We start from the raw sequence: 25,964 nt of genomic DNA, 5'->3' as shown, positions 1-25,964 counted from the left end.
TGGTCAAAAGATCAGAATTGACCGTTTCTCACGTAATGCTTGTTTTTTGAAGTGTGCATCATATAACATAGAACGTAAAGACAAACTGAGATTCTAACGCCTAGGGGGGTCAAAATGAACAAAGGTCAAAGACATATTAAGATTAGAGAAATTATCGCAAGCCAAGAAATCGAAACACAAGACGAATTAGTCGATATTTTGAAAGCGGATGGATATAACATCACACAGGCGACCGTATCAAGAGATATCAAAGAACTGCATTTAGTCAAAGTGCCAACAAATAATGGAACATATAAATACAGCCTTCCTGCAGATCAGCGGTTTAACCCGCTATCAAAATTAAAGCGTTCCTTAATGGACGCATTTATTAAAATGGATGCTGCCAGTCATTTAATCGTTCTAAAAACAATGCCTGGGAACGCTCAAGCCATCGGTGCTTTAATGGATAATTTAGATTGGGAAGAAATTATGGGAACCATTTGTGGGGATGATACCATCTTAATCATTTGCCGCACGCCAGACGATACGGATACCGTTTCGTCCAAAATTTTAGAGCTTCTATAAAGAGATCAGGTTTACAAAAAGAGGTGTCAAATGAGTGTTAGCAGAACTAACCATTAAAAACTTTGCAATCATTGAGGAGTTAACGGTTTCGTTTGAAAAAGGACTCACAGTTCTAACAGGGGAAACAGGTGCCGGAAAATCAATCATGATTGACGCTGTCTCACTTCTCGTAGGGGGAAGAGGATCATCCGAATTTGTCCGTTATGGCGAAAAAAAAGCAGAGCTGGAAGGTCTTTTTCTTGTACCAGCAGATCATCCTGTATTTGCTCTTTGCGAGGAACAAGGAATTGATGCATCTGATGAAATGATGATTCTTCGCCGTGATATCAATCAAAGCGGGAAAAGCATTTGCCGCATTAATGGGAAGCTTGTCACCATCTCGCTTTTAAGAGAAGTTGGCCGGCTTTTGCTTGATATACATGGACAGCACGATAACCAGCTGTTAATGGAGGATGAAAATCATTTGCATTTGCTTGATCAATTTGGAGCAGAAGAAATTGCACCTGCTCTCTCGCAGTATCAAGAAGCGTATGATCAATATATGAAGACGGCGCAAAAACTCAAACAGCTGTCTGAAAATGAACAAGAAATGGTTCACCGGTTAGACTTATTGCAATTTCAGCTCGAAGAGATTGAAGCGGCACAATTAGAGCCTGGGGAAGATGAGAAACTTCAAGAGGAACGTCATCAAATCAGCAATTTTGAAAAAATCTTTTCCTCGCTTCAAAACGCGTATAATGCTCTGCGTAATGAGCAGGGAGGACTTGATTGGGTTGGGATGGCTTCAAGCGAGCTTGAGCAAGTTTCTGAGATCAATGACGATCTGAAAACACTCTCTGAGCAAGTGTCAAACTCCTATTATTTATTAGAAGATTCTACTTTTCAAATGCGCAGCATGCTTGATCAATTAGAATTTGACCCAGCCCGTCTTGATTTTATTGAGTCTAGGCTAAATGAGATGAAGCAGCTGAAGCGAAAGTACGGCACAACCGTTGAGGAAATTTTAGAATATGCGGCTAAGATTGAAGAGGAGATAGACCAAATCCAAAATCGAGACAGCCATTTGCAGACACTTAAAAACAAACTTGATGCGATAAGCCGGGATGCATTGCTTGAAGCGCTTAACGTGTCAGAGCTCCGTAAAAAATGGGCGAAAAAACTGGCGAAGCACATTCAAGCTGAATTGAAGGATTTATATATGGAGAAGTCTTCTTTTGATACCGCTTTTTCGATTCGATATGCACCTTTTGGCAGTACGGACTGCCCGCTTTTAGATGGAAAACCCGTACAGCTCGGGAAAAATGGCATAGATCAAGCGCAATTTGTCATTTCTACAAATCCGGGTGAACCGATGAAATCTTTGTCAAAAGTAGCATCTGGAGGAGAAATATCACGTGTCATGCTGGCAGTGAAAAGTATTTTCTCGGCGAAACAAGAAGTGACGTCCATTATATTTGATGAAGTGGATACGGGCGTTAGCGGCAGAGTCGCACAAGCCATTGCTGAAAAAATTTATAAAGTAGCAGCAGGCTCACAAGTACTTTGTATTACCCATCTGCCGCAAGTCGCAGCAATGGCTGATACACATCTTTTTATTTCAAAACGCGCTAAAGCTGGTAGAACAATGACGAACGTCAAACCACTCAGTGATGATGAAAAAGTGAGTGAAATTGGCCGAATGATTGCTGGTGTAGAAGTCACTGAGCTCACAAAACAGCATGCAAAAGAATTACTGCACCAAGCAAATGATGTCAAAACGACAGGGTAGCTGAAACAACAGCTGCCTTTTTTATATTGTCTCATATTCGCCGTATATACGCATGAAATCGTCTTTTTCTTTTATCAATTTATCCAATCATTTTCTAAAGGTGTCAGTTATAAATCCTCGCTAAGAAGGCAAAAGTAAAGATGTAGCCAAAACATTAATGTTCTGGTGTGGGTAAGGAGCGAGGAGAGTGAAAAATGAATGCCCGAAAAGATGAGAAAAGCCATTGGTGTGATTCTCCTTGTTTCTTTAATAAGTACAGGGTTTATGAGCATAGTGAAGGAATATATCAGCATTCCAACAACTGTCGCAGTATTTGAACACGAGAAGCATTCGATTGATACATCCATTGAAGCGTCAGCCAATGCTTCTTCACCAGCCTTTAGTCTTTCAGAGAAAAAGAATCAACTTGAAGTAACGGGACAAAAGGCGGGAAAAGCCGAAATTGTTTATGATTTTAAAGGATTTCCTATTAAGAAAACAAAAGTCGATGTTCTTCCCGAATTAAAAGTCATTCCTGGAGGACAATCCATTGGCGTCAAACTCCATTCTGTCGGAGTTCTCGTTGTCGGTTTTCATCAAATCACAACAGCAGACGGCAAAAAATCACCAGGTGAAGCTGCAGGCATTCAATCAGGGGATATGATCATTGAGATCAATGGTCAGAAAATGGAGAAGATGAATGACCTCACCCCATTTATTCAGAAAGCCGGAAAAACGGGGGAAACCCTTCATTTACTCATAAAAAGAGACCATAAAACCTTTCAAACGACATTAACACCCGCGAAAGATGCAAGTGAAGGTACTTATCGAATCGGTCTTTATATTCGTGATTCCGCAGCAGGAATCGGGACGATGACCTTCTTTGAACCATCTTCTAAAAAATATGGCGCCCTTGGGCATGTGATTTCTGACATGGATACAAAAAAACCAATCGTAGTCGACAATGGTGAAATTGTCAGATCAACCGTCACATCCATTGAAAAAGGGACAGGAGGCAACCCTGGAGAAAAATTGGCTAGGTTTTCTTCCGAAAGAAAAACGATAGGTGATATTTCACGTAACAGTCCATTCGGTATATTTGGTACGTTAACCGAAAAACTTGAAAATCATGTAGCAGACAAACCACTTCCAGTCGCATTATCAAATGAAGTAAAAGAAGGTCCAGCCGAAATATTAACGGTTGTGGACCATGATAAAGTAGAGAAATTTGATATTAAAATCGTCAGCACAACACCACAAAAATTCCCGGCAACAAAAGGAATGGTGCTTAAAGTAACAGATGAACGCTTATTAAGCAAAACGGGCGGGATCGTTCAAGGAATGAGCGGAAGTCCGATCATCCAAAATGGCAAAGTCATTGGAGCGGTCACTCACGTGTTCGTCAATGACCCGACAAGCGGATACGGCGTACACATTGAATGGATGCTGTCAGAAGCAGGAATTGATCTTTATCAAAAAAACAAAAAAGCAAGCTGATGAAAAACTGCCGCGAATTTTCCGGCAGTTTTTTTCTACCCTTTCTTTCTCTTCCATCATGTTATAAAATAAGGAAAAAGAGATTTTTCGACAAAATGGAAAACAGTGTGTTGTCAAATTGCAATAATCGTCGATTCATTAAGAAAAACGTAGAAAAAGCTAGATAATGCTCTATTATTCGGAAAATTAAACTTTTTTAAAGGGGATAGCATGGTTTTGTCGAATTGAACACTCAGAAGAGAAATGCAAAAGACTAAGGAATCGACATTGGGGAGGAAAGAACGTGGAGAAAATTAAAGTGTGTGTAGCTGATGACAATCGAGAACTTGTTGGCCTTTTGACAGAGTATATTGAGGGACAGGAAGATATGGAAGTACTTGGCGTGGCGTATAATGGTCAGGAATGTCTGACATTATTTAAAGATAAAGAGCCCGACGTTCTCCTCTTAGATATTATCATGCCTCATTTAGACGGTCTTGCTGTACTGGAACGCCTCCGTGAAAACAATGAAATGACCAAACAGCCAAGTGTCATTATGCTGACGGCTTTCGGACAAGAAGACGTAACGAAAAAAGCAGTCGATTTGGGCGCATCCTATTTCATTTTGAAACCATTCGATATGGAAAACCTCGTAGGTCATATTCGTCAAGTCAGTGGAAACGGCACACAAGTCAGCCATCGATCTTCATCTATCCAAAACAGTGTCCTTCGCAGCAAACCTGAACCGAAACGTAAGAACTTAGATGCGAGCATTACGACGATTATTCATGAGATTGGCGTGCCAGCTCATATTAAAGGTTATTTATACTTAAGAGAAGCCATTTCGATGGTGTACAATGATATTGAACTACTCGGCAGTATTACAAAAGTATTGTACCCAGACATTGCAAAGAAATTTAACACGACAGCCAGCAGGGGAGAACGAGCGATTCGCCATGCCATTGAAGTGGCTTGGAGTAGAGGGAATATTGACTCCATTTCGTCACTCTTTGGCTACACAGTCAGCATGTCAAAAGCCAAACCGACCAATTCCGAATTTATTGCCATGGTGGCTGATCGTCTGCGTTTAGAGCATAGAGCAAGCTAAGTCACCTTCCATAAAAAAACGTTTCTTCAATGAGGCGTTTTTTTATTGCCAAAAAATGGTTATATTGATAAAATCATCTTTAATGTTTAAATTGGACAAACGGGCTGCTTTATTTTCAGAATAAAATGAAAAATAAAGCATGAAAGAAATGAATAGGACATAAAATAGTGGTAATCAGCTACGCTAATCAATTGGCTTATAGAAGAAGAAAACGCTCATTCGTAAGAAAAAGGATGAGAGGAAAAGGTCTTATGTAATTAGTAAATAAAGTAAATGAGATCGAAAGTTCTATTTCTATTGACCTGATTGGTTGGCGTTTTAAAGTCACTGGCTTCTTAGAGATTGTGCCATTTGAACTGAATATTCCCATTGTCGAATTTAATAATTTTCACATTCTTTTACTATGCTATAATAATGAAAAGAAGAGGGTGAGGTTATGGGAAAGCTGAAAATCCACTCTGCTGAGGTTGCGAACGAAATTAGCAAGTGGACGAGGGTCATTTCTCAGAATGACCTAGAAAAATCTGCTGTCTATAAAGAGAAAATTCAGAATTTGCTAAAAAATACAGATGAGGATCGAGAAGTTCTTCTTTATTATCAGCTAGTCGACGGCAGACATGAAATGTTACTTGGAAATATTGAAAAAGCCAATCAGATTATGAAAAGTGTCGGAACGCTGGATGAAAAAGCAGATGACATTATTAATTTTTATTTTTACTTTTATAAAGGCCAATATGCTGCCTATGTCAAAAAATATGATGAGGCGATTAGTTTTTATAAGATTGCTGAGCAGCGTCTAAAACGTGTGAATGAAGATCTTGAAGTCGGAACTTTTCATCATAAAGTCGCTTCCATTTATTACGAACTGAAGCAAAATTTCATTTCCATTAATCATATTAAAAAAGCCATTGATACGTTTAAAGCGCATGAGGAATATACCGCACAGGCGATTGACAGCTTGATTTTACATGCAAGCAACTGTATTGATTTACTACAGTTTGATGAAGCTGAGGAAAAGTACCAAGAGGCACTTGAGAAAAGTAAGCGCATTAACAATGAAGTGCTGATTGGGAAGTGCTATCACAATTTAGCGGTTCTTTATTACGCAAAACATGATTATGAAAAAAGCGCACAATACGCTAAAAAAGGGATGAGCATTCAAATTCATCGCGACAATAGCCATTATTTCATCCAATCTTTATATGTTCTCGCAAATGCCTTAGTTCATTTAGGGGATCATGAGGCAAAAGAATATATTAAAGAGGGGATTCAATATAGCTGCGATATCCAAAATAATGAATATATAGTAAAATTTGAAATTTTGGATTTGATGTGCGAAAATAGTGGAGCAGCAGACGTATTCTCTGAAAAATTAGACTACATAGAAAAAAATAGATTATATGTGGAGCTTGAGGATTTGTCTGAACAAATATCGAAATACTTCAAGGAACGAAATGATTATCAAAATGCCATTCGTTTTCTTGAAAAGAAATTCGATGCACAAATACTTCAAAAGAAAGTGGAGGTTATCTTATGAAAAAGTTGTTGTTAGGTGTAACAATCGTTACAGCAGTCGCAGTTGTTTCTTCCCTTTTTGCTCTTGACGCAGAGACGACAGAGCAAGCCATCAGAGCGATTACGTGATCGAATTTACCTGTCAACCTCTTCTCTCTTATTAGAAGAGGTTTTTTTATGTGCTCAAACTGGCAAAACGAAAACAGACACGTCATAATATAGGTAATCATCATATTTAGAGGTGGCATATGACGAAAATTTTTGCACATAGAGGCTTTAAAGGAAACTATCCAGAGAACACCATGATTGCCTTTGAGCACGCACTCCATTCTGGAGCGGATGGGATTGAGCTTGATGTTCAGCTCACCAAAGACGGCAGACTAGCTGTCATTCACGATGAAAAGCTGAACCGAACGACCAATATGAAAGGGTTAGTGAAAGACTATACATATGAAGAGTTAAAAAGAGGAGATGCCAGTCATTCTTTCTATGAAGAAACGGGTGCGGTCTCCATTCCTCTATTAGAAGAAGTATTAGAGCTAGTGACGCAGAGACCATCCTTTATGATCAACATTGAATTAAAAAACTCTATTTATCGATATCCAGGGATTGAAGAAAAAGTAAAAGAGCAAATTGAGCACTTTCAAATAGAGGATCGAGTGCTTGTCTCATCATTTCATCACGGCAGCTTAGCTCTTTTTCACAAGCTGATGCCGCACATTGAACTGGCGGTCCTCACGATGGATGTGATTCATCAACCGGACATGTATTTAAAAACAATCCCGGCAAAGGGCTACCATCCGAATATAAAGGGCGCTGGGGTGACAAAAGAAGTAGTATCCGCTCTCCATGCGGACCAACAAGTGATCAGACCGTTTACTGTAAACAGTGAGAAGCAAATAAAAAATATGTTGACCTTGGGTGTTGATGGAATCTTTACTGATTTTCCTGATCGAGCCGTCAAAATAAGAGAAGAAATGAAATAAAGACCTGCTATCAACAGCGGGTCTTTTTCATGATTACCTTTGCTTAAAACGAGTTGTTACTTTATTTCGTTTACGGTCTCTATATAAAATAAATCCTGCAACAACATAAAGACCTCCCCCTAAAAATAACAACCCTGCAATTCCTTGCAGCCATAAATATGGAAATGGTGCAATGATGATGCCGAAAACAGTGTCACGCAGCAGCTTAATGCCAAGTGCTGCAAAGGCTCCAGGTATTAAAATAATCACTAATGCCAGTATTCTCCCCATCAAATGTCCCCTTAAACGTCATTTACTTCCATTGTCTAATTCAAAAAATATTTTGTCAAGAAAGGAAAACGTGGTAATATAGGTGTTGTGCAATTTTTTGCAACGGAAAAATATGGTGTGCAAAATTTTTCATATAAAGGGGTAACGGGATGCAGAGAGTCTTGATTGTCGGTGCAGGACAAGGTGGATCAGCACTGCTTGAAACATTGCTGAAAACAAATACGGTTCAAATCATTGCGATCGCCGACCTTGATCTCGAGGCACCGGGGATGGATGAAGCGAAAAAGAATGGAATTGAGACGACGACGGATTGGAAAGAATACATAAAAGATGACATTGATATCATCATTGAAACCACAGGCAGTTCTGCTGTACTGAAGGAACTAATTGAACAAAAACCAGAGCATGCTGTGATTGTGCCAAGCTCGATGGCATATGTCATGTCAGAATTAATGGCAGAGAAACAACAGCTTATTCAAATATTGAAGGAACAAACCTATAAACATGACCGCATTTTTAATGCAACGAATGATGGCATGATTTTTATTAATATGGATGAAGAAGTGGTCCTGTTTAATCGATCGGCTGCCAAAATGGTGGGGTGTTCGCAAAAGGATGCGATTGGCCGTCACATTCGAGAAGTGATTCCGAACACGAAACTTCCCGATATATTAAGGTCAAGGGAGCCGGAATTTAACCAAAAGCAATTTTTGAATCAGCAAATTCAAATTGTGACCACCCGTCTGCCGATTATTGATGACGCGGGGAGAATGTTAGGTGCTTTATCCATCTTTAAAGACATTACAGATGCGGTGGAGCTTGCGGAAGAAGTGACAAACCTCAAAGAAGTAAGAACGATGCTTGAGGCGATTATTCAATCATCAGATGAAGCCATATCGGTTGTCGATGAGCAGGGGAAAGGTATTTTGATCAACCGTGCTTATACGAAAATGACCGGTTTAACGGATAAAGAGGTCGTAGGTAAACCAGCTGGTGCTGATATTTCCGAAGGGGAAAGCATGCACTTAAAGGTGCTTGAAACAAGAAGACCTGTTCGTGGCGTCAGAATGAAGGTTGGTCCAAATAAAAAAGATGTCATCGTCAATGTAGCACCTGTTATTGTGGACGGCATTCTAAAAGGCAGTGTCGGCGTCATTCACGATGTATCCGAAATTCAATCATTGACGAATGAATTAAATAAAGCAAGACAGCTCATCCGAACACTTGAAGCAAAGTACACATTTGAAGACATTATTGGAGAAAGTGAACAAATGCTTGTCGCACTTGAGCAGGCAAAGCTGGGTGCAAAAACGCCGGCAACCATTTTACTCCGCGGAGAATCAGGTACTGGGAAAGAGCTGTTTGCACATGCCATTCACAATGAAAGTGATCGCAAGTACAACCGCTTTGTCCGTGTCAACTGTGCTGCCTTATCAGAAACTCTTTTAGAGTCAGAACTGTTTGGCTACGAGGAAGGAGCGTTTTCTGGTGCAAGGCGAGGCGGGAAAAAAGGGCTGTTTGAAGAAGCCAATCAAGGCAGCATCTTTTTAGATGAAATCGGTGAAATGACGCCAAGTACACAAGCGAAATTGCTGCGTGTCATGCAAGAAAAAGAAATTGTTCGGGTAGGCGGAACGAAAGCGATACCGGTCGATGTGCGTGTGATCACAGCGACAAATGTCAATATTGAAAAGGCGATGGCAGAAGGGAAGTTCAGAGAGGATTTATATTATCGAATGAATAGATACCCGATATCGATCCCACCGCTCAGACAGCGTCTCGAAGATATTGAATCATTAAGTAAACGCCTCATCCAGAAGATCAATTTAGACTATGGGCGAAACGTCAGCGGCTTAACAGATCGTGCGCTTCATAGACTTCGATCATATAGCTGGCCAGGCAACGTGAGAGAGCTTGAAAATGTGCTTGGACGAGCGATGATCTTTTTGAATCCGCAAGAAGAATGGATCGATGAAGCACATATCGCCTTCATGGAGTCAGAAGAGCATGAGGAAAAAGAGCAGCAGGAACTGGCTGTTAGTCAATTTGAGGGGGAGACGCTCTCGGATGCTGTAGAAGCATTTGAAGCGCAGCTGATCAAACAAACCCTTGAAAAACATCAATTCAATCGTACAAAAACAGCAAAAACGTTAGGGATCAGCATTCGAAATCTTTACTATAAAATGGATAAGTATCAGCTTGCAAAAGATAGCATGCAGTAACATGCACGTAACCTGCAAAAAATTGCATGATTTCTTTGCGAAAAGGTTTATTTTTCACACATTTCAAGCTGGCACGGAACTTGCATATAAAAAGAGGAACCGAGCACAAGGAAAGGTGGGCAAGTATGAAGCTTGACGATCTGATTATCAAAGCCTCGCAGCTGCAGAATAAAACAGCGGCTGTGGCTCATGCAGAAGACGAAGAAGTGCTTCATGCCATCAAAATGGCAATCGAACGAAAAGTCGCTCGCTTCCTGCTGGTTGGAAACAAACGCAACCTAAAGGAGCTAGTCAAACAGCATGAGATCAATGAAGACTGGATAGATATTATTCATTCAGATTCACCAGAAGAATCTGCAAAAATTGCCGTTCAGGCAGTAAGTGAAAATCATGCAGATATTCTCATGAAGGGTCATGTCCCGACAGCCGTACTGTTAAAAGCTGTCCTAAATAAAGAATATGGTCTTCGGACAGCGAGTGTCCTTTCACATGTTGCAGCCTTCGAAGTACCGGGCTTTGACCGTTTTATCTATGTGACGGACTCTGCGATGAACATTGCGCCTGATTTAAATATGCTGAAAGAAATTACGGTGAATTCCGTTCAAGTCGCGCAAGCTGTCGGAAATGATATGCCCAAAGTGGCGGTATTATCAGCGGTAGAAGTCGTAAACCCAGCGATGGATTCGACGCTCACAGCTGCAAGTCTTGCGCAAATGAATCGAAGAGGTCAAATTTCTGGCTGCCTGATTGATGGGCCGCTTGCTTTAGATAATGCCATTTCTCAAACGGCAGCTTCTCATAAAAATATTACGAGTGATGTGGCTGGTCATGCAGATATTTTGCTTGTGCCAACCATTGAAGCAGGCAACATTCTTTATAAATCTCTCATCTACTTTGCTCATGCAAAAGTGGGAGCTGTGGTGGCAGGAGCGAAAGCACCGATTGCTTTAACAAGCCGGTCTGATTCAGCTGAAAGCAAGCTCTATTCAATTGCACTTGCCATCTGTACATCTAATTAAGCGAAAGTATTAGGAGGAATAGAAAATGGAACTTTTTAAATATATGGAACGATACGATTATGAACAGCTTGTATTTTGTCAGGATGAACAGTCTGGTTTAAAAGCCATCATTGCCATTCATGATACAACACTTGGGCCAGCACTCGGCGGAACAAGAATGTGGACATATGAAAATGAAGAAGCAGCTATCGAAGATGCCTTGCGTCTTGCAAGAGGTATGACTTATAAAAATGCGGCGGCAGGGCTTAACCTTGGCGGCGGTAAAACGGTCATCATTGGTGATCCGAGAAAAGACAAGAATGAAGAAATGTTCCGTGCTTTTGGCCGTTACATTCAAGGATTAAATGGCCGTTATATCACTGCTGAAGATGTCGGTACAACGGTAGAAGATATGGATCTTATCCATGAAGAAACAGACTTTGTCACAGGCATCTCTCCTGCATTTGGTTCTTCAGGAAACCCATCTCCAGTGACTGCTTACGGTGTATATAAAGGCATGAAAGCAGCTGCAAAAGCAGCATTCGGTACAGATTCATTAGAAGGAAAAACAATTGCCGTTCAAGGTGTTGGAAACGTGGCTTACAACCTATGTAAACACCTGCATGAAGAAGGCGCACAGCTTATCGTTACTGATATCAACAAAGACTCAGTTCAGCGAGCTGTAGAAGACTTCGGTGCAAAAGCGGTAGACCCTGATGATATTTATGATCAAGAATGTGATATTTACGCACCATGTGCACTCGGTGCAACCATTAACGATGTGACGATTCCTAAATTAAAGGCAAAAGTCATTGCAGGTGCAGCGAATAACCAGCTGAGAGAAACACATCATGGAGATCTTATTCATGAAATGGGCATTGTGTATGCACCTGATTATGTGATCAATGCAGGCGGTGTGATTAATGTTGCAGATGAGCTTTATGGCTATAATGCAGATCGTGCAATGAAAAAAGTAGAAGGCATTTACCAAAACATTGAGCGAGTGATTGAAATCTCTAACCGTGATGCCATTCCAACTTATAAAGCGGCTGACCGATTGGCTGAAGAGCGAATTGAAAGAATGCGCAAATCAAGAAGCCAATTCCTGCAAAATGGTCAACATATTTTAAGTCGTCGCTAAATGGATGAATGAGTTGAAACGGAGGTTTTGTTTTTGCTGACAAAAGAATGGCGTATTCTCACGATTAATCCTGGCTCTACCTCAACAAAAATCGGTGTGTTTCATAATGAACGATCTATTTTTGAAACGACATTAAGACATACAGATGAGGAAATCAAGCAGTTTCCTCATATCATTGATCAATTTTCATTCCGGAAAGAAACCATTTTGAAAACACTGCATGAACAGGGGATGAACATCTCAAAGTTTGATGCAGTTTGCGCACGTGGTGGTCTGCTTCGCCCGATTGAAGGTGGCACATATGAAGTAAATGAGCAAATGGTTGAAGACCTAAAAGAAGGGTATGCTGGCCAGCACGCCTCTAATCTAGGCGGAATTATTGCCCGAGAAATTGCACTTGGCCTTAACATCCCAGCTTTTATTGTTGATCCCGTAGTCGTAGATGAACTACAGCCGATTGCTCGTATTTCAGGACTGCCAACAATTGAGCGGAAAAGCATTTTTCATGCGTTAAATCAAAAAGCAGTCGCAAGAAAAACGGCTGCTTCGTTTGGAAAGCGTTACGAAGATTTGAACATGATCATTACCCATATGGGCGGCGGAATTACGATTGGTGTACATCAAAAAGGAAAAGTCATTGATGTGAATAACGGTCTTCATGGTGAGGGTCCTTTCAGTCCAGAGCGGGCAGGTACTCTCCCAACAGGTGACCTTGTTAATTTATGCTTTTCTGGTGAATATTCGCAAGAGGAAATGCTCAAACGCATTATTGGCGAAGGCGGTCTTGCAGGCTATCTTGGTACGACAGATGCAGTAAAAGTAGAGCGCATGATCGAAGCAGGTGATGAGCGTGCGGCGCTTATTTATGAAGCGATGTGCTATCAAATTGCCAAAGAAATCGGTGCGGCTAGTGCGGTCTTAAAAGGAGCTGTAGACGTCATTGTGTTAACAGGCGGCCTTGCCTACAGCAAACAAATTACGTCAAGCATTAGAGGATACATTGACTGGATTTCAGATGTTGTTGTGTACCCAGGTGAAAATGAATTGCAATCCTTAGCAGAAGGGGCGCTTCGCATCTTAAAAGAAGAAGAATCACCAAAAGAATACCCAAATGATCAAAAGGCGGAGAAAGGAGTGACAAGTCATGGCAACTGAATATGACCTCGTCATTCTTGGTGGAGGCACAGGCGGCTATGTAGCGGCCATTCGTGCCTCTCAACTTGGATTGAAAACAGCAGTCGTAGAAAAATCAAAGCTCGGTGGAACATGTCTTCATAAAGGCTGTATCCCATCTAAAGCGCTGCTTAGAAGTGCAGAAGTCTATCAAACGGTCAAACGTGCCGCTGATTTTGGCGTTGAAGCAAGCGGAATTGCCTTACAATTTGCAAGCGTACAAAAAAGAAAAACAGAGATTGTCGACAAATTAGCAGGCGGCGTCAAACACTTAATGAAACAAGGAAAAATTGATGTATACGAAGGAATAGGCCGTATCCTAGGCCCTTCAATCTTTTCGCCAATGCCAGGCACCATCTCGGTAGAAATGGCGAATGGCGATGAAAATGAAATGCTGATTCCTAAGCAGGTCATCATTGCGACTGGATCAAGACCGCGCGTCCTACCCGGACTTGAAGCAGATGGAACACACATCCTTACATCAGACGAAGCACTTGAACTGCAAGAACTCCCTCAGTCCATGCTGATTGTCGGCGGAGGCGTGATTGGAATCGAATGGGCTTCTATGCTCAATGATTTTGGCGTAAAAGTCACAGTGATCGAATTTGCAGATCGCATTTTACCAACAGAGGATCAAGATATTTCTAAAGAAATGGAAAAGCTTTTAACGAAAAAGGGCATCACCTTAGTGACAAATGCGAAGGTTCTGCCAGATACTGCCGAAAAGCACGAGAATCTCGTCAAGATCCAAGTGGAAAAAGGTGGAGACACTCAGTCGTTTGAAGCAGAGAAACTGCTTCTTTCAGTTGGCCGAGTGCCAAACGTGGAAGGCATAGGTCTTGAAAACACGGACATTCAGACAGAAAAGCAAGGCATTGTCGTGAATGAGCATTATCAAACGAAAGAGTCGCATATTTACGCAATAGGTGATGTCATTGGCGGTCTTCAGCTGGCGCATGTCGCATCACATGAAGGCATGATTGCAGTAGAACATATGGCTGGTCAAGATCCAAAGCCGCTTGATGAAACGCTCGTGTCTAAATGTGTGTACTCTCACCCAGAAACCGCTAGTGTTGGGCTGACTGAACAGGCGGCAAAAGAGCAAGGCTACGAAGTCAAGATTGGGAAGTTTCCCTTCATGGCCATCGGAAAAGCGCTTGTTTTTGGAGAGTCTGATGGATTTGTCAAAATCATTGCCGATCAAAAGACAGATGATATCTTAGGGATTCATATGATTGGTCCTCATGTAACAGATATGATATCTGAAGCTGGATTAGCCAAAGTATTAGATGCAACTCCGTGGGAAGTGGGGCAGACGATCCACCCGCACCCAACCTTGTCAGAAGCAATTGGCGAGGCAGCACTGGCTGTTGACGGAAAGGCGATCCATTTTTAATCAAGGAGGGAAACATGATGAGTAACATGCGTCATCAGGAATTAGGATTATCAGATGAACAAGCGATTGACATATATAGAACCATGCTTTTAGCAAGAAAAATTGATGAACGGATGTGGCTTTTAAACCGTTCTGGAAAAATTCCATTCGTCATCTCTTGTCAAGGACAGGAAGCGCAGCAAGTCGGTGCCGCTTTTGCCCTCAATAGGGAAGAGGATTACGTTTTACCTTATTACCGTGATATGGGGGTTGTCCTTGCATTCGGGATGACGGCGAAAGATTTAATGATGTCTGGTTTTGCGAAAAAAGACGATCCAAACTCAGGCGGGAGACAGATGCCAGGTCATTTTGGGCAAAGATCAAACCGAATTGTGACTGGATCATCACCTGTGACAACACAGGTTCCTCATGCGGTTGGCATCGCACTTGCCGGGCGTCTAGAGCAAAAGAATTTTGTTAGCTTTGTCACGTTCGGTGAAGGCTCTTCAAACCAAGGAGACTTCCACGAAGGCGCCAACTTTGCTGCGGTGCATAAGCTGCCTGTTATTTTCATGTGTGAAAACAATAAGTATGCGATTTCTGTCCCGTATGACAAACAAGTGGCATGTGAGCGTATTTCAGATCGTGCAATAGGGTACGGAATGCCTGGTGTGACGGTTGATGGAAATGATCCGCTTGAAGTGTATGCAGCGGTCAAAGAAGCGAGAGACCGTGCGGCAAGAGGCGAAGGCCCAACATTGATCGAAACCATTTCTTACCGGTTAACTGCGCATTCAAGTGATGACGATGATTCTAGCTATCGAGAAAAGGAAGAAGTGCTCGAAGCAAGAAAGAAAGATCCGCTCATTCAATATGAAACGTACTTAATCGAAGGAAATGTCATGACTTCTGAAATGAAAGAAGACATGACCAAAGAAATTATGCAAATCGTAAACGAAGCCACTGATGAAGCGGAAAACGCAGCTTATGCCGATGCAGAAAGCGCACTTCGTTACGTGTATGCGGAGTAAGGGGGAAGAAAAATGCCTGTTATGTCATATATAGACGCTATCACATTAGCGATGAAAGAAGAAATGGAGCGAGATCCGAAAGTGTTTGTGCTCGGAGAGGATGTCGGGAAAAAAGGCGGCGTATTTAAAGCAACAGCGGGTCTTTACGAGCAATTTGGAGAAGCGCGCGTCATGGATACACCTCTTGCCGAATCAGCGATTGCAGGTGTAGGTATTGGGGCTGCTATGTATGGAATGCGTCCGATCGCAGAGATGCAATTTGCGGATTTTATTATGCCAGCCATCAACCAAATCATTTCAGAGGCTGCAAAAATTAGATATCGTTCCAATAATGATTGGAGCTGCCCAATGGTCATTCGTGCTCCTTACGGGGGCGGCGTACACGGGGCGCTTTATCATTCACAATCGGTCGAAGCCATTTTTGCCAATCAGCCAGGCTTAAAGATTGTGATGCCTTCTACACCTTATGATGTCAAAGGGTTGTTAAAAGCCGCAGTGCGTGATCCAGATCCTGTATTGTTCTTTGAACACAAACGTGCATACCGTCTCATTAAAGGAGAAGTGCCTGAAGAGGATTATACGCTCCCAATTGGAAAAGCGGATGTGAAACGAGAAGGCGATGACATTACGGTCATTACATATGGCCTTTGTGTTCATTTTGCCCTCCAAGCAGCAGAGCGCCTTGCGAAGGACGGAATTTCTGCTCATATTCTCGATTTACGTACAGTGTACCCGCTTGATCAAGAAGCGATTATTGAAGCGGCATCAAAAACAGGGAAAGTACTCTTGTTAACAGAAGATACAAAAGAAGGAAGCATCATGAGTGAAGTGGCGGCCATCATTTCAGAGCACTGCTTGTTTGATTTAGATGCGCCAATTAAACGTCTAGCAGGACCTGATATCCCTGCAATGCCTTATGCACCGACAATGGAGAAATTCTTCATGGTTAATCCGGATAAGGTAGAAGCTGAAATGAGAGAACTAGCGGCGTTTTAAGAAAGAGGAGGGTTTCAAAGTGGCAACTGAACAAATGAAAATGCCTCAGCTTGGTGAAAGTGTAACAGAAGGAACCATTAGCAAATGGCTCGTTTCACCTGGCGATCATGTGAATAAATACGATCCGATTGCGGAAGTCATGACAGATAAAGTAAATGCAGAGGTTCCGTCATCCTTTACAGGAACAATCACTAAACTAGCGGCTGCAGAGGGTGATACCCTTCAAGTAGGAGAAGTGTTTTGTGAAATTGAAGTAGAAGGCAGTGCGCAGCAGAGTGCGAAAACAGAAGAGGCGCCTGCGCAAGATGAAGCACCAGAACCTGACCAAACAAATGTGGATCAGAGTCAAAAGAAACGATACTCTCCGGCAGTCCTGCGTTTAGCAGATGAGCACGGAATTGATTTAGCGGCTGTTCAAGGAACGGGAGCTGGCGGCAGAATCACAAGAAAAGATTTGCTGAAGCTTATCGAAAGTGGAGGCGCACAAGAAACGGCAGCACCTGTGAGTGATGGTACGGGTCAAACGGAGCCTGCGAAGCCGTCACAAGCAAAAGAGGCTCCTTCCATCCCTTCAATGCCTGGAGATGTTGAACTGCCGGTCACTCCGATTAGACAGGCGATTGCCGCAAACATGCTAAGAAGCAAGCATGAAATTCCACATGCCTGGACGATGATGGAAGTGGATGTGACAAACCTTGTGACAAGAAGAAATCAGCTAAAAGATCAATTTAAAGCAAAAGAAGGCTTTAATTTGACGTTCTTTGCGTTCTTTGTCAAAGCAGTGGCTCAGGCCTTAAAGGAATTCCCTGAAATGAACAGCATGTGGGCTGGTGATAAAATTGTTCAAAAGAAAGCGATCAATGTCTCCATTGCTGTTGCGACAGATGACGCTCTTTTTGTCCCAGTGATTAAAGATGCGGATGAGAAAACGATTAAGGGAATCGCCAAGGAAATTCATGAACTTGCTTTCAAGGTCAGACAAGGCAAACTGAAGCAAAGTGACATGGAAGGCGGCACTTTCACTGTGAACAACACAGGATCATTTGGTTCGGTTCAATCAATGGGGATCATTAACTATCCGCAAGCAGCCATTTTACAAGTAGAATCTATTGTAAAGCGCCCGATGATTGTAAATGGTATGATTGCCGCAAGAGATATGGTGAATCTTTGTCTTTCATTAGATCATAGAGTACTCGATGGTCTTGTATGCGGTAGATTCCTGCAAAGAATTAAACAAATTCTTGAAGGCATTGACGAAGAGACGTCCGTCTATTAAGCTCATTTATATGTCCCCTTCTCACAATGAGAGGGGGATTTCCATATCAATCAGAAAGGAGGCATGAGATGTCTGGACTAGATTTTTTTGCTTTTCTTACGATCGGTCTGATGTTTATCACAGCCATTGCGTTCGCTTTTCTTCGGTATATTTCCAAATCACGCAATCATCCTGAACGCTTACTGCTCATCATATCGATCGTTTCAATCATTCAAATCGCCTATTGCTTGTTAATGATAGGAGGATTTAAAGGAGTCGCCAATAGTTTATTAGGCATTTCCCTTCTGATAGGTACACTGCTAGGGTATGCACTTGAATATTTATACAGACGTTATATCAAAAAAACGCCCGCATCGAAATGATGCAGGCGTTTTCTTTATTCTGCTGGAACGATAAAGGTTAAATGCTGTTTTAATACTTCAAGGGAAGAAGGAGCGGTCATGTATACTTCTCCATCTGTATCTGCATCCATTTCCTCTTTAGTATGAATATGAATGCGGGATGCTTGTATAAGAGACAGGTCACCTTTAAAATCTTCTAGCTCTTCGCGGTTCATTGAAAAAATCTCTTTTAAAGCAGAGAAACTCGTATTTCTGCAAATTAAAATTTCGGCTTTTCCATCATCAATTGAAGCATTTGGCAGATCTATTTTATTTGTACCGATAAAGTGCCCATTCATGACAAGGACAATCACAGCTTCTTCTTCCCAGTTTTCCTCTTCGGTTTCAATGCGTACATAGAAAGGTTCTGTCTGCTGAAGGGTTCGAAGAGCGCTCGTGAAGTAACTGATTTTTCCGAGGACAGCTTTTTCTTTATCATTAATATTGTTTGAGGTATCTGCGATGAGACCAATCCCCCAAAAATTTAAAAGGTATCGATCATCTGCTTTGATTAAATCGACCTTTTTTTCAGTGCCATCTATCACCATTTGAGCGGCCTTTGGCATCTGCTGAGGGATGCCCAGCGTTCTAGAAAAGTCATTGCACGTCCCGCCAGGTAAGATCGCTAAAGCTGGCCTTTTTTCTAAACCGCCAATTCCATTCATACATTCATGGACGGTTCCGTCTCCACCTAGTATAATCAGCAATTCAACCGACTCATCCATCTCACGGCAGAAATGATAGGCATCATTCGGCTGTTTTGTAGGCTTAAGGATGAGTTCATCAATATGTAAAGAAAGAAGAGGCACTGTTTGACCTAGTGTTTTTTCCATGTTTTTTTGTCCAGCATTTCCGTTATAAATGAGTATCGCTTTTTTGAATTGTGCCATCACGCAGTTCTCCCTTTCATCACTTTACTATCACTTTTCCCCAATTCCACAAGTCATAAACGACGTTTGAAAAAAGTGAAGGGGGCGAAACAAGACATTTGCCCGCCGGCGTTTTCCTTGATATGATGTAGTTAAAATGGTTTGGTACGTAGAAGGAGTGGACGGTTATGAATATTGATTTTAATTTATTTATGAATGATATTGTGAAACAAGCACGAGAAGAGATTAAACAGGCAGGTTATACGGAACTGACAACAGCTGAAGAAGTCGATGAAGCGCTGACGAAAAAAGGAACGACACTTGTCATGGTGAATTCAGTGTGCGGCTGTGCAGGTGGTATTGCTAGACCAGCGGCTGGTTATTCTGTTCATTACGATAAGCGTCCAGATCAATTGCTCACAGTGTTTGCTGGACAGGACAAAGAAGCAACCGCAAGAGCACGTGAATACTTTGAAGGCTTCCCGCCATCTTCACCATCATTTGCTCTATTAAAAGACGGGAAGATCATTAAAATGGTCGAACGTCACGAAATCGAAGGACATGAACCGATGGAAGTGGTGTCAAAACTTCAAGCCGCTTTCGATGAGTATTGCGAAGAAGTGTAACATGTTACTTTTGAATGAATCATTTAGAGGCAGTCCGGTCTTTTGATCGGTCTGTTTTTTTGTTTTACATGACATAAGAATCAAAATAATTTTAGCAAAATACTATTGCATATCAAAAAGAAAGTGTTTAAAATACATTATAGTGAATAAATATTCAAATCTACTCATGATTTTAAATACTAGGAGGCATTATCATATGAAAAAGTGGTTATTATTACTTATGACAGCTGGTCTTGCAGCTGCATTAGCAGCATGCGGAACTTCTTCTAATAATTCAAACGCATCAGGAGACGACAAAACACTCATTATGGCGACTTCAGCAGATTATCCGCCATTTGAATCAAAAGATGGTGATAAAATTATCGGTTTTGATGTCGACCTTGCTACAGCTCTAGCGAAAAAGAACGGCTACAAGCTAGAAATTCAAGATATGGACTTTGCAAGCCTCGTGTCAGCTCTTAAAACAAATAAAGCTGATATTGTGCTTGCAGGCATGACACCTACTGAAAAACGTAAAAAACAAGTTGATTTCTCAGATGTTTACTACAATGCTGAAAACTTGGTTGTATCAAAAAAATCTAGCGGTATAAAAACAGAGAAAGATTTAAAAGACAAAACGGTTGGCGTTCAATTAGGTTCTATCCAGCAAGATGAAGCAAACGGATTGCAAAAGAAATATAACTTAACAGTTGAAGATCGTAATAAAATTTCTGATATCATTCAAGAAATTAAAGCAGGCCGTTTTGATGCAGCTATTATTGAAGATAAAGTAGCGGCTGGCTACTTGAAAAAGGAAAAAGATTTCCAAGCATTTGGATTGAATAGCTCAAACGAAGGTTCAGCCATTGCATTCAAAAAAAATAGCGACTTAACAGCGAAATTCAATAAATCATTAAAAGAAATGAAGGATAATGGCGAACTTGATAAACTCATTAAAAAATGGTTTGCTGATGAAAAGTAAGTCAGGAAAAGGATCAGCGTCATTCATGAAAATCAAGTAGAAAGCGCTGAAAAGTTCAACATGTGTTGAACTTTTTTCCTGTTTATTCTTTGATTTTATCTGAAGGAAAAAAAGGAGAATATCATGATGGATTTTAAAGATGTCATACCTCAGATGCCCTTTATTTTAGAAGGTCTTAAAGTAACGCTTTCTATTGTTGTGGTATCACTGTTTCTTGGTTTTATTTTAGGAATCTTATTAACGCTCTGTAAAATTAGTGTATTTAAGCCGCTTATCTGGCTAGCCGATTTTTATACGTCAATCTTCCGAGGCACACCGCTTGTGCTTCAGCTTTTGATTATTTATTTTGGTCTTCCCCAGCTGCTCGGCTTTCAAATTGATCAATACTGGGCTGCTGTAGCCGCCTTTTCACTAAACTCGGCGGCGTACGTTTCTGAGATCATTCGTGCAGGAATCAATGCCATTGATAAAGGGCAAAAAGAAGCGGCCGTTGCTTTAGGTATCCCGTATGCTAAAATGATGAAGGACTTATTGCTTCCGCAAGCATTCAAAAATATTTCACCAGCACTTGTGAACGAAACGATTACACTGACAAAAGAATCAGCGATTGTCACAGTCATTGGACTTGGCGATGTCATGAGACGAGCCTATCAAGCAGGTGCCGTCACCTATAACTATCTTGAACCGCTAATTTTTGCGGGTCTCATCTATTATGTCATCGTGCTTATTCTTACCTTCGTCGGCAAATCGGTGGAAAGGAAGTTAAAATCAAATGATTAAAATAGAGAAACTCACAAAATCTTTCGGTAAAAATGAAGTGTTGAAAGGGATTGATACCACAATTAAAGAAGGCGAAGTGGTAGCTGTCATCGGGCCGTCTGGTTCAGGAAAATCAACATTTCTTCGCTGTATTAACTTACTTGAAAAACCGACTTCTGGAGTGATTACGATTCAGGGGACGGAAATTACCAATCCAAAAACAAATGCACTAAAAGTGCGCGAGAATATTGGTATGGTGTTTCAACATTTTCACTTATTCCCGCACAAAACAGTGCTAGAAAATATTACGTATGCGCCAATGAATGTAAAGAACCAATCGAAGGAAGACAGCATCAAGCAGGCAGAGGAGCTTTTAAAAAAGGTCGGACTTCTAGAGAAAAAAGATGATTATCCGAACCGGCTGTCAGGTGGTCAAAAGCAGCGTGTCGCCATTGCACGTGCTCTTGCAATGACACCAGATATCATGCTTTTTGACGAGCCGACGTCTGCTCTTGATCCAGAAATGGTAAAGGAAGTATTAGAGGTCATGAAAGAGCTCGCTCAATCTGGGATGACGCTGATGATCGTCACACATGAAATGGGCTTTGCAAAAGAAGTGGCAGACCGTGTGATTTTTATGGATGATGGGAAAATTGTAGAGGATGCCAATCCTGTAGAATTCTTTGAATCTCCGTCTTCACAGCGTGCTCAAGATTTCTTACAAAAAATATTATAATGAAAAAAACGAGGAGGAGACTTAACATCTCCTTCTTTTTTTGATTATAATGGGGAAAGTAAAAAAAGTTCATCATTTCACAAAAGTAGACAGAAAAGAGTGAATCACATCATGTTTAAAATCGGCTACCGAACGCTGAAAACAGCATTAGGAACAGCTCTAGCCATTTACATTGCACAAATGCTCGGTCTGCAAAACTATTCAGCTGCCGGCATTATTACGATCCTATGTATTCAGGTGACGAAAAAAAGGTCACTCCTCGCATCTGGGGCCCGCTTTGCCGCATGCAGTCTTGCCATCTTATTTTCTTATTTATTTTTTGATCTGATTGGGTATCATCCTTTCGTCATTGGACTGATGCTGCTCGTCTTTATTCCAACAACGGTCTTGCTTCGGATTAAAGAAGGGATTGTCACAAGTTCAGTGATTATCCTTCATTTGTATATGTCTGGAGGCATTACGCTTCATCTCATCTGGAATGAGCTTTTACTCATCACCATTGGTGTAGGGGTCGCACTCATAATGAACCTGTATATGCCTAGCGTTGATAAAAAGCTGAAACAATACAGTGAACAAATTGAAGCGAATTTTGCGAAAATCTTTGAAGAAATCGAGCAATATTTAATGACCGGAAAACAAGACTGGACAGGAAAAGAAATTCCAGAGACGCATCAATTGATTAAAGAAGCGAAAGCTCTTGCATACCGTGATGTTGAAAATCATGTCTTAAGACATGAAAATCTGTATTATCATTATTTCAACATGAGACAAAAGCAATTTGAAATCATTGAGCGGGTGCTTCCGAAAATTACGTCCATTTCTGTTACAACGGAGCATGGGCAAATCATTGCAGAATATATTAGAGATTTACGAGAACATATTCACCCAGGGAACACGGCTCATAAGTTCTTAAGACGCCTGATTGATATGAAAGAAGAGTTTGATGCACTGCCGCTTCCGCAAACACGTGAAGAATTTGAAGCTAGAGCCGCACTCTTTCATTTTCTCGGGGAAATGGAACAATATTTGGTGTTGAAAAGTTATTTTAAAGGGATGAAAGAATAAAGACGCATGAGTTCCTCCTTCATTGGTCAATCTAATGAAAAAGGAGGAGCCTATGCGTCTTTTATTTTATACTGTGCTGACCATGTCCCTTTCACCCATCTGGCCGCTCGGGCAAAACCCGCTTCCAGGAGACCCGTATGTCATTATTAATAAACAAACGAACGAGCTTGCGTATATTGATCATGGGGAAATTCAAAAAGTCTACCCGGCTTCTACTGGCAAAACAGCTGATTTAACGCCAGAAGGTGAATTTACGATTATGATCAAAGCGAAAGATCCTTATTACAGAAGAAAAAATATTGAAGGCGGTGCGAAGAATAACCCACTCGGCCGAAGGTGGATTGGATTTGATGCGCGAGGAACCGACGGGAGAACCTATGGCATTCATGGAACAAGTGATGAGACATCGATAGGGAAATTTATTACGGCAGGCTGTGTACGTCTTCATAATCAAGATGTAGAACGGCTATTTGATCAGCTTCCAGTTGGTACAAAGGTATGGATCACGACATCAAGCGATGCATTTGAAAAACTGGCCAAAGACAAACAGGCCATTCGTTAAAAAACGAATCACCTGCTTGTCTGCTTTTTTATCAACACTTTATAAAAAGGCTGCCGCTCCTGCTAAAAGTGAAGAAATTAACAGTAAGCTAATCATGAGCAATACCATAAATTTCATGAATTTCTGAGACATATCGCACCCCTATAATCAAATGTTTTTGCGACGAGCGCACCTTTCTTTATTCTAGCTCGTTTTTACGCAGGCGACAAGTGATGTACAAAGGAAGTGAACGGATGAATCAAATCGATCATATAGCCATTGCCGTTTTCTCAATTCAAAAAACAGCACGTACGTTCTCTAGGCTGTTTAACTGGGAATTTTCAGACATAGAAGTACTTCCGAATCAAGGGGTCAAAGTATCTTTTGCTTCCCTAGGTGATCTGCACATTGAGTTGATTGAACCGATGGAGGATCACAGCACATTACATACCTTTTTAATAAAAAGAGGAGAGGGGCTTCATCATATTGCATTAAAGTCAGGTGACATTCAGGCTGATCTCAGTCAACTTGAGGAGCTCGGCATGCAGCTCATTCAAAAGGGCGCACAAAATGGTGCGAACGGAAATCGCATTGCGTTTATTTCACCAAAAGAAACGTCAGGTGTGCTAATTGAATTGTGTGAACCTTTGAAAGGAGAGAAACAGGAAGATGCATGAATCGTTCAATGACTTGTCTGAATGGCGCGAGAAAGCTTTAAGGGGCGGCGGTGAAAAACGAGCAGCAGCTCACCGAAACAAAGGAAAGCTGACTGTTCGGCAGCGGCTTCATGAACTTCTTGATGAAGGCAGCTTTATGGAAATTCAGTCATTTGCTAAAGGCTGCCGCTCAGAACATTTAGGGGATGGCGTTGTCACTGGGACGGGACTGATTCATGGGAGACAAGTAGGCGTTTATGCACAAGATGCGACCGTGTACGGGGGTTCGCTAGGGGACATGCATGCGAAAAAAATAGCGGCTTTAATGGATTTGGCTGCTAAAAATCAAATGCCTGTTATCGGTCTAAAAGACTCAGGTGGTGCGAGAATTCAAGAGGGTGTGGTATCATTAGAGGGATACGGTCAGATTTTTAAACGGAATGTGCTGTACTCTGGTCAAATTCCGCAAATATCCGTTATTTTAGGCTCCTGTGCGGGAGGTGCAGTTTATTCACCTGCACTGACGGATTTTGTATTCATGACGGAGCAAACAGCTCATATGTTTTTAACTGGACCGAAAGTGATAGAAAAAGCAACAGGAGAGACGGTCTGTCCTGACCGGCTTGGAGGTGCAGCAGTTCAGCATCAAACAAGCGGGAATGTGCACTATACAGGGAAAGATGAGAGAGACGTGTTAAAAGCAGTTCGAACGCTTTTAACGTACATACCAACGAAACGACGGCCTGTCATTCATCGTAAGGTGCAAAAGCATGATGCGAGCGATCTTGGGAACATCTTGCCAAAGGAGCCATCACGTACTTATGATGTCAAACAAGTGGTGACAGCGATCACCGACCACGGCTCATTTTTTGAAACGCAGCGTTGTTTCTCCAAAAATATCGTCACAGGTTTTGCCAGATTACAAGGGTCTTCCATTGGTCTTGTAGCCAATCAGCCTAAGGTGCTGGCAGGAAGCCTTGACCTCGATGCTGCTGATAAAGCGGCTCGGTTTATTCGATTTTGCGATGCATTTCATATTCCCATTTTAACCCTTGTGGACGTTCCTGGTTTTTTGCCAGGGGAGAAAGCTGAGCATGCAGGCATTATCCGCCACGGCGCAAAGCTTCTGTATGCGTACGCTGAGGCGACCGTTCCAAAGATCACTGTGATTTTGCGAAAGGCATTTGGCGGTGCATACGTTGCGATGAATAGTAAGGGCTTAGGTGCTGACTTTGTGTATGCATGGCCAGAGGCAGAAATTGATGTCATGGGAAAATCGTTTGCAGACGAAATTGTTCATCCTGCTTTGCGTGAGGTGGACAATGAACCTAGTGTCATGAAGGCAGCACAATTAGGATTAATCGACGATATTTTAATGCCAGATGAAACGAGAGAGCGGCTCATTCGCTCATTTGACCTGCTTCGCAGTAAGGAAGAAGATAGACCGTTAAAAAAGCATGGAAACATGCCGCTATAAGAGGAGGAACATCACC

The 25,964-nt window shown here is 41.6% G+C and carries 26 protein-coding genes; 23 read left to right on the top strand and 3 right to left on the bottom strand.

Annotation, left to right across the window (positions count from 1 at the left end):
• The first annotated feature begins 114 nt into the window (after window positions 1–114).
• The 6 genes from ahrC to ACTJJD_RS01750 all read left to right on the top strand — a co-directional run bounded on the left by ahrC (window position 115) and on the right by ACTJJD_RS01750 (window position 7,396).
• On the top strand, window positions 115–564 hold the full coding sequence (ahrC, locus tag ACTJJD_RS01775; RefSeq protein ID WP_007501163.1) for a transcriptional regulator AhrC/ArgR: 450 nt from the start codon (window positions 115–117) through the stop codon (window positions 562–564).
• Between the two features lie 34 nt (window positions 565–598).
• Window positions 599–2,332 carry a DNA repair protein RecN gene (gene recN / locus ACTJJD_RS01770; protein ID WP_268382927.1) on the top strand — a complete coding sequence of 578 codons (1,734 nt, stop codon included), beginning with the start codon at window positions 599–601 and terminating at the stop codon, window positions 2,330–2,332.
• A gap of 198 nt (window positions 2,333–2,530) precedes the next feature.
• Window positions 2,531–3,808 carry a SpoIVB peptidase gene (gene spoIVB / locus ACTJJD_RS01765; protein ID WP_007501161.1) on the top strand — a complete coding sequence of 426 codons (1,278 nt, stop codon included), beginning with the start codon at window positions 2,531–2,533 and terminating at the stop codon, window positions 3,806–3,808.
• Between the two features lie 283 nt (window positions 3,809–4,091).
• On the top strand, window positions 4,092–4,895 hold the full coding sequence (spo0A, locus tag ACTJJD_RS01760) for a sporulation transcription factor Spo0A (RefSeq protein ID WP_440608047.1): 804 nt from the start codon (window positions 4,092–4,094) through the stop codon (window positions 4,893–4,895).
• A 436-nt stretch (window positions 4,896–5,331) separates the two neighbouring features.
• Complete coding sequence (locus ACTJJD_RS01755) at window positions 5,332–6,432, top strand: Rap family tetratricopeptide repeat protein (protein WP_007501159.1); 1,101 nt, start codon at window positions 5,332–5,334, stop codon at window positions 6,430–6,432.
• Between the two features lie 226 nt (window positions 6,433–6,658).
• The gene (locus ACTJJD_RS01750; RefSeq protein ID WP_017367573.1) at window positions 6,659–7,396 is read left to right on the top strand and encodes a glycerophosphodiester phosphodiesterase; all 738 of its coding nucleotides are present in this window, start codon (window positions 6,659–6,661) and stop codon (window positions 7,394–7,396) included.
• Between the two features lie 33 nt (window positions 7,397–7,429).
• Here the strand turns inward: ACTJJD_RS01750 and ACTJJD_RS01745 are convergent, their stop codons facing one another.
• Window positions 7,430–7,666 (bottom strand): DUF2627 domain-containing protein, encoded by a 237-nt coding sequence (locus ACTJJD_RS01745; protein ID WP_017357960.1) that lies wholly within the window; start codon window positions 7,664–7,666, stop codon window positions 7,430–7,432.
• A gap of 149 nt (window positions 7,667–7,815) precedes the next feature.
• Here ACTJJD_RS01745 and ACTJJD_RS01740 point away from each other — a divergent pair, with 149 nt between their 5' ends.
• The 9 genes from ACTJJD_RS01740 (at window position 7,816) to ACTJJD_RS01700 (ending at window position 18,240) form a co-directional block, all read left to right on the top strand.
• Window positions 7,816–9,888, top strand: coding sequence for a sigma-54 interaction domain-containing protein (locus ACTJJD_RS01740; RefSeq protein ID WP_025207603.1), 2,073 nt, complete (start codon window positions 7,816–7,818; stop codon window positions 9,886–9,888).
• A gap of 125 nt (window positions 9,889–10,013) precedes the next feature.
• Complete coding sequence (gene yqiS / locus ACTJJD_RS01735; protein WP_008342231.1) at window positions 10,014–10,907, top strand: phosphate butyryltransferase; 894 nt, start codon at window positions 10,014–10,016, stop codon at window positions 10,905–10,907.
• Between the two features lie 25 nt (window positions 10,908–10,932).
• Window positions 10,933–12,027, top strand: coding sequence for a branched-chain amino acid dehydrogenase (gene bcd / locus ACTJJD_RS01730; protein ID WP_007501155.1), 1,095 nt, complete (start codon window positions 10,933–10,935; stop codon window positions 12,025–12,027).
• A gap of 33 nt (window positions 12,028–12,060) precedes the next feature.
• Window positions 12,061–13,182, top strand: a complete 1,122-nt coding sequence (gene buk, locus ACTJJD_RS01725) for a butyrate kinase (protein WP_017357958.1) — start codon at window positions 12,061–12,063, stop codon at window positions 13,180–13,182.
• On the top strand, window positions 13,172–14,596 hold the full coding sequence (lpdA, locus tag ACTJJD_RS01720) for a dihydrolipoyl dehydrogenase (RefSeq protein WP_099496599.1): 1,425 nt from the start codon (window positions 13,172–13,174) through the stop codon (window positions 14,594–14,596). The genes buk and lpdA overlap by 11 nt, the downstream gene beginning before the upstream one ends.
• Before the next feature lie 17 nt (window positions 14,597–14,613).
• On the top strand, window positions 14,614–15,606 hold the full coding sequence (locus ACTJJD_RS01715; protein ID WP_017357956.1) for a thiamine pyrophosphate-dependent dehydrogenase E1 component subunit alpha: 993 nt from the start codon (window positions 14,614–14,616) through the stop codon (window positions 15,604–15,606).
• Between the two features lie 12 nt (window positions 15,607–15,618).
• Window positions 15,619–16,602: an alpha-ketoacid dehydrogenase subunit beta gene (locus tag ACTJJD_RS01710; protein WP_007501148.1), complete on the top strand. Its 984-nt coding sequence runs from the start codon at window positions 15,619–15,621 to the stop codon at window positions 16,600–16,602.
• Window positions 16,603–16,621: 19 nt separating this feature from the next.
• Window positions 16,622–17,878, top strand: coding sequence for a dihydrolipoamide acetyltransferase family protein (locus tag ACTJJD_RS01705; protein ID WP_099496598.1), 1,257 nt, complete (start codon window positions 16,622–16,624; stop codon window positions 17,876–17,878).
• Between the two features lie 68 nt (window positions 17,879–17,946).
• Window positions 17,947–18,240, top strand: coding sequence for a YesK family protein (locus tag ACTJJD_RS01700; protein ID WP_008342236.1), 294 nt, complete (start codon window positions 17,947–17,949; stop codon window positions 18,238–18,240).
• A 14-nt stretch (window positions 18,241–18,254) separates the two neighbouring features.
• Here the strand turns inward: ACTJJD_RS01700 and ACTJJD_RS01695 are convergent, their stop codons facing one another.
• Complete coding sequence (locus ACTJJD_RS01695) at window positions 18,255–19,148, bottom strand: YegS/Rv2252/BmrU family lipid kinase (RefSeq protein ID WP_048003061.1); 894 nt, start codon at window positions 19,146–19,148, stop codon at window positions 18,255–18,257.
• A 167-nt stretch (window positions 19,149–19,315) separates the two neighbouring features.
• On the opposite strand from ACTJJD_RS01695, the gene ACTJJD_RS01690 reads away from it, so the two are divergent.
• From ACTJJD_RS01690 to ACTJJD_RS01665, 6 genes are all read left to right on the top strand, one after another.
• On the top strand, window positions 19,316–19,753 hold the full coding sequence (locus ACTJJD_RS01690) for a BrxA/BrxB family bacilliredoxin (protein ID WP_007501138.1): 438 nt from the start codon (window positions 19,316–19,318) through the stop codon (window positions 19,751–19,753).
• A gap of 196 nt (window positions 19,754–19,949) precedes the next feature.
• Complete coding sequence (locus tag ACTJJD_RS01685; RefSeq protein ID WP_008342238.1) at window positions 19,950–20,714, top strand: transporter substrate-binding domain-containing protein; 765 nt, start codon at window positions 19,950–19,952, stop codon at window positions 20,712–20,714.
• Between the two features lie 126 nt (window positions 20,715–20,840).
• Window positions 20,841–21,494, top strand: coding sequence for an amino acid ABC transporter permease (locus ACTJJD_RS01680; protein ID WP_008342239.1), 654 nt, complete (start codon window positions 20,841–20,843; stop codon window positions 21,492–21,494).
• Window positions 21,487–22,209 carry an amino acid ABC transporter ATP-binding protein gene (locus ACTJJD_RS01675; RefSeq protein ID WP_017357952.1) on the top strand — a complete coding sequence of 241 codons (723 nt, stop codon included), beginning with the start codon at window positions 21,487–21,489 and terminating at the stop codon, window positions 22,207–22,209. Before ACTJJD_RS01680 ends, ACTJJD_RS01675 begins: the two co-directional genes overlap by 8 nt.
• Window positions 22,210–22,320: 111 nt before the next feature.
• A complete protein-coding gene (locus tag ACTJJD_RS01670; RefSeq protein WP_007501130.1) occupies window positions 22,321–23,274 on the top strand; it encodes an aromatic acid exporter family protein in 954 nt (317 codons plus the stop codon).
• Between the two features lie 52 nt (window positions 23,275–23,326).
• On the top strand, window positions 23,327–23,836 hold the full coding sequence (locus tag ACTJJD_RS01665; RefSeq protein WP_035702811.1) for a L,D-transpeptidase: 510 nt from the start codon (window positions 23,327–23,329) through the stop codon (window positions 23,834–23,836).
• Window positions 23,837–23,875: 39 nt separating this feature from the next.
• Here the strand turns inward: ACTJJD_RS01665 and prli42 are convergent, their stop codons facing one another.
• Complete coding sequence (gene prli42 / locus ACTJJD_RS01660) at window positions 23,876–23,968, bottom strand: stressosome-associated protein Prli42 (RefSeq protein WP_017357951.1); 93 nt, start codon at window positions 23,966–23,968, stop codon at window positions 23,876–23,878.
• Window positions 23,969–24,069: 101 nt separating this feature from the next.
• Between prli42 and mce the strand changes: the two genes are divergently transcribed.
• Both mce and ACTJJD_RS01650 read left to right on the top strand, forming a co-directional pair.
• Window positions 24,070–24,492, top strand: a complete 423-nt coding sequence (mce, locus tag ACTJJD_RS01655) for a methylmalonyl-CoA epimerase (RefSeq protein WP_035702812.1) — start codon at window positions 24,070–24,072, stop codon at window positions 24,490–24,492.
• Entirely contained in the window at window positions 24,485–25,948 is a 1,464-nt protein-coding gene (locus ACTJJD_RS01650; protein ID WP_046343931.1) for an acyl-CoA carboxylase subunit beta, read from the top strand. The genes mce and ACTJJD_RS01650 overlap by 8 nt, the downstream gene beginning before the upstream one ends.
• The last annotated feature ends 16 nt before the right edge of the window (window positions 25,949–25,964 follow it).

Origin of the sequence: Bacillus sp. 22446, from assembly GCF_052044955.1 — a bacterium.
Taxonomy (GTDB): Bacteria; Bacillota; Bacilli; order Bacillales; family Bacillaceae; genus Bacillus; species Bacillus altitudinis.
This window is presented reverse-complemented; position numbering and strand designations above follow the sequence as displayed.

Bases quoted from the DNA above. Each gene is read 5' to 3' on its own strand.
- ACTJJD_RS01750 (WP_017367573.1), top strand. From the start codon at position 6,659: ATGACGAAAATTTTTGCACATAGAGGCTTTAAAGGAAACTATCCAGAG.
- ahrC (WP_007501163.1), top strand. From the start codon at position 115: ATGAACAAAGGTCAAAGACATATTAAGATTAGAGAAATTATCGCAAGC.
- mce (WP_035702812.1), top strand. From the start codon at position 24,070: ATGAATCAAATCGATCATATAGCCATTGCCGTTTTCTCAATTCAAAAA.
- spoIVB (WP_007501161.1), top strand. From the start codon at position 2,531: ATGCCCGAAAAGATGAGAAAAGCCATTGGTGTGATTCTCCTTGTTTCT.
- ACTJJD_RS01665 (WP_035702811.1), top strand. From the start codon at position 23,327: ATGCGTCTTTTATTTTATACTGTGCTGACCATGTCCCTTTCACCCATC.
- ACTJJD_RS01740 (WP_025207603.1), top strand. From the start codon at position 7,816: ATGCAGAGAGTCTTGATTGTCGGTGCAGGACAAGGTGGATCAGCACTG.
- ACTJJD_RS01715 (WP_017357956.1), top strand. From the start codon at position 14,614: ATGAGTAACATGCGTCATCAGGAATTAGGATTATCAGATGAACAAGCG.
- ACTJJD_RS01745 (WP_017357960.1), bottom strand. From the start codon at position 7,666: ATGGGGAGAATACTGGCATTAGTGATTATTTTAATACCTGGAGCCTTT.
- ACTJJD_RS01680 (WP_008342239.1), top strand. From the start codon at position 20,841: ATGGATTTTAAAGATGTCATACCTCAGATGCCCTTTATTTTAGAAGGT.
- ACTJJD_RS01700 (WP_008342236.1), top strand. From the start codon at position 17,947: ATGTCTGGACTAGATTTTTTTGCTTTTCTTACGATCGGTCTGATGTTT.
- ACTJJD_RS01670 (WP_007501130.1), top strand. From the start codon at position 22,321: ATGTTTAAAATCGGCTACCGAACGCTGAAAACAGCATTAGGAACAGCT.
- ACTJJD_RS01690 (WP_007501138.1), top strand. From the start codon at position 19,316: ATGAATATTGATTTTAATTTATTTATGAATGATATTGTGAAACAAGCA.
- ACTJJD_RS01685 (WP_008342238.1), top strand. From the start codon at position 19,950: ATGAAAAAGTGGTTATTATTACTTATGACAGCTGGTCTTGCAGCTGCA.
- ACTJJD_RS01675 (WP_017357952.1), top strand. From the start codon at position 21,487: ATGATTAAAATAGAGAAACTCACAAAATCTTTCGGTAAAAATGAAGTG.
- prli42 (WP_017357951.1), bottom strand. From the start codon at position 23,968: ATGTCTCAGAAATTCATGAAATTTATGGTATTGCTCATGATTAGCTTA.
- ACTJJD_RS01755 (WP_007501159.1), top strand. From the start codon at position 5,332: ATGGGAAAGCTGAAAATCCACTCTGCTGAGGTTGCGAACGAAATTAGC.
- bcd (WP_007501155.1), top strand. From the start codon at position 10,933: ATGGAACTTTTTAAATATATGGAACGATACGATTATGAACAGCTTGTA.
- lpdA (WP_099496599.1), top strand. From the start codon at position 13,172: ATGGCAACTGAATATGACCTCGTCATTCTTGGTGGAGGCACAGGCGGC.
- ACTJJD_RS01650 (WP_046343931.1), top strand. From the start codon at position 24,485: ATGCATGAATCGTTCAATGACTTGTCTGAATGGCGCGAGAAAGCTTTA.
- ACTJJD_RS01695 (WP_048003061.1), bottom strand. From the start codon at position 19,148: ATGGCACAATTCAAAAAAGCGATACTCATTTATAACGGAAATGCTGGA.
- ACTJJD_RS01710 (WP_007501148.1), top strand. From the start codon at position 15,619: ATGCCTGTTATGTCATATATAGACGCTATCACATTAGCGATGAAAGAA.
- yqiS (WP_008342231.1), top strand. From the start codon at position 10,014: ATGAAGCTTGACGATCTGATTATCAAAGCCTCGCAGCTGCAGAATAAA.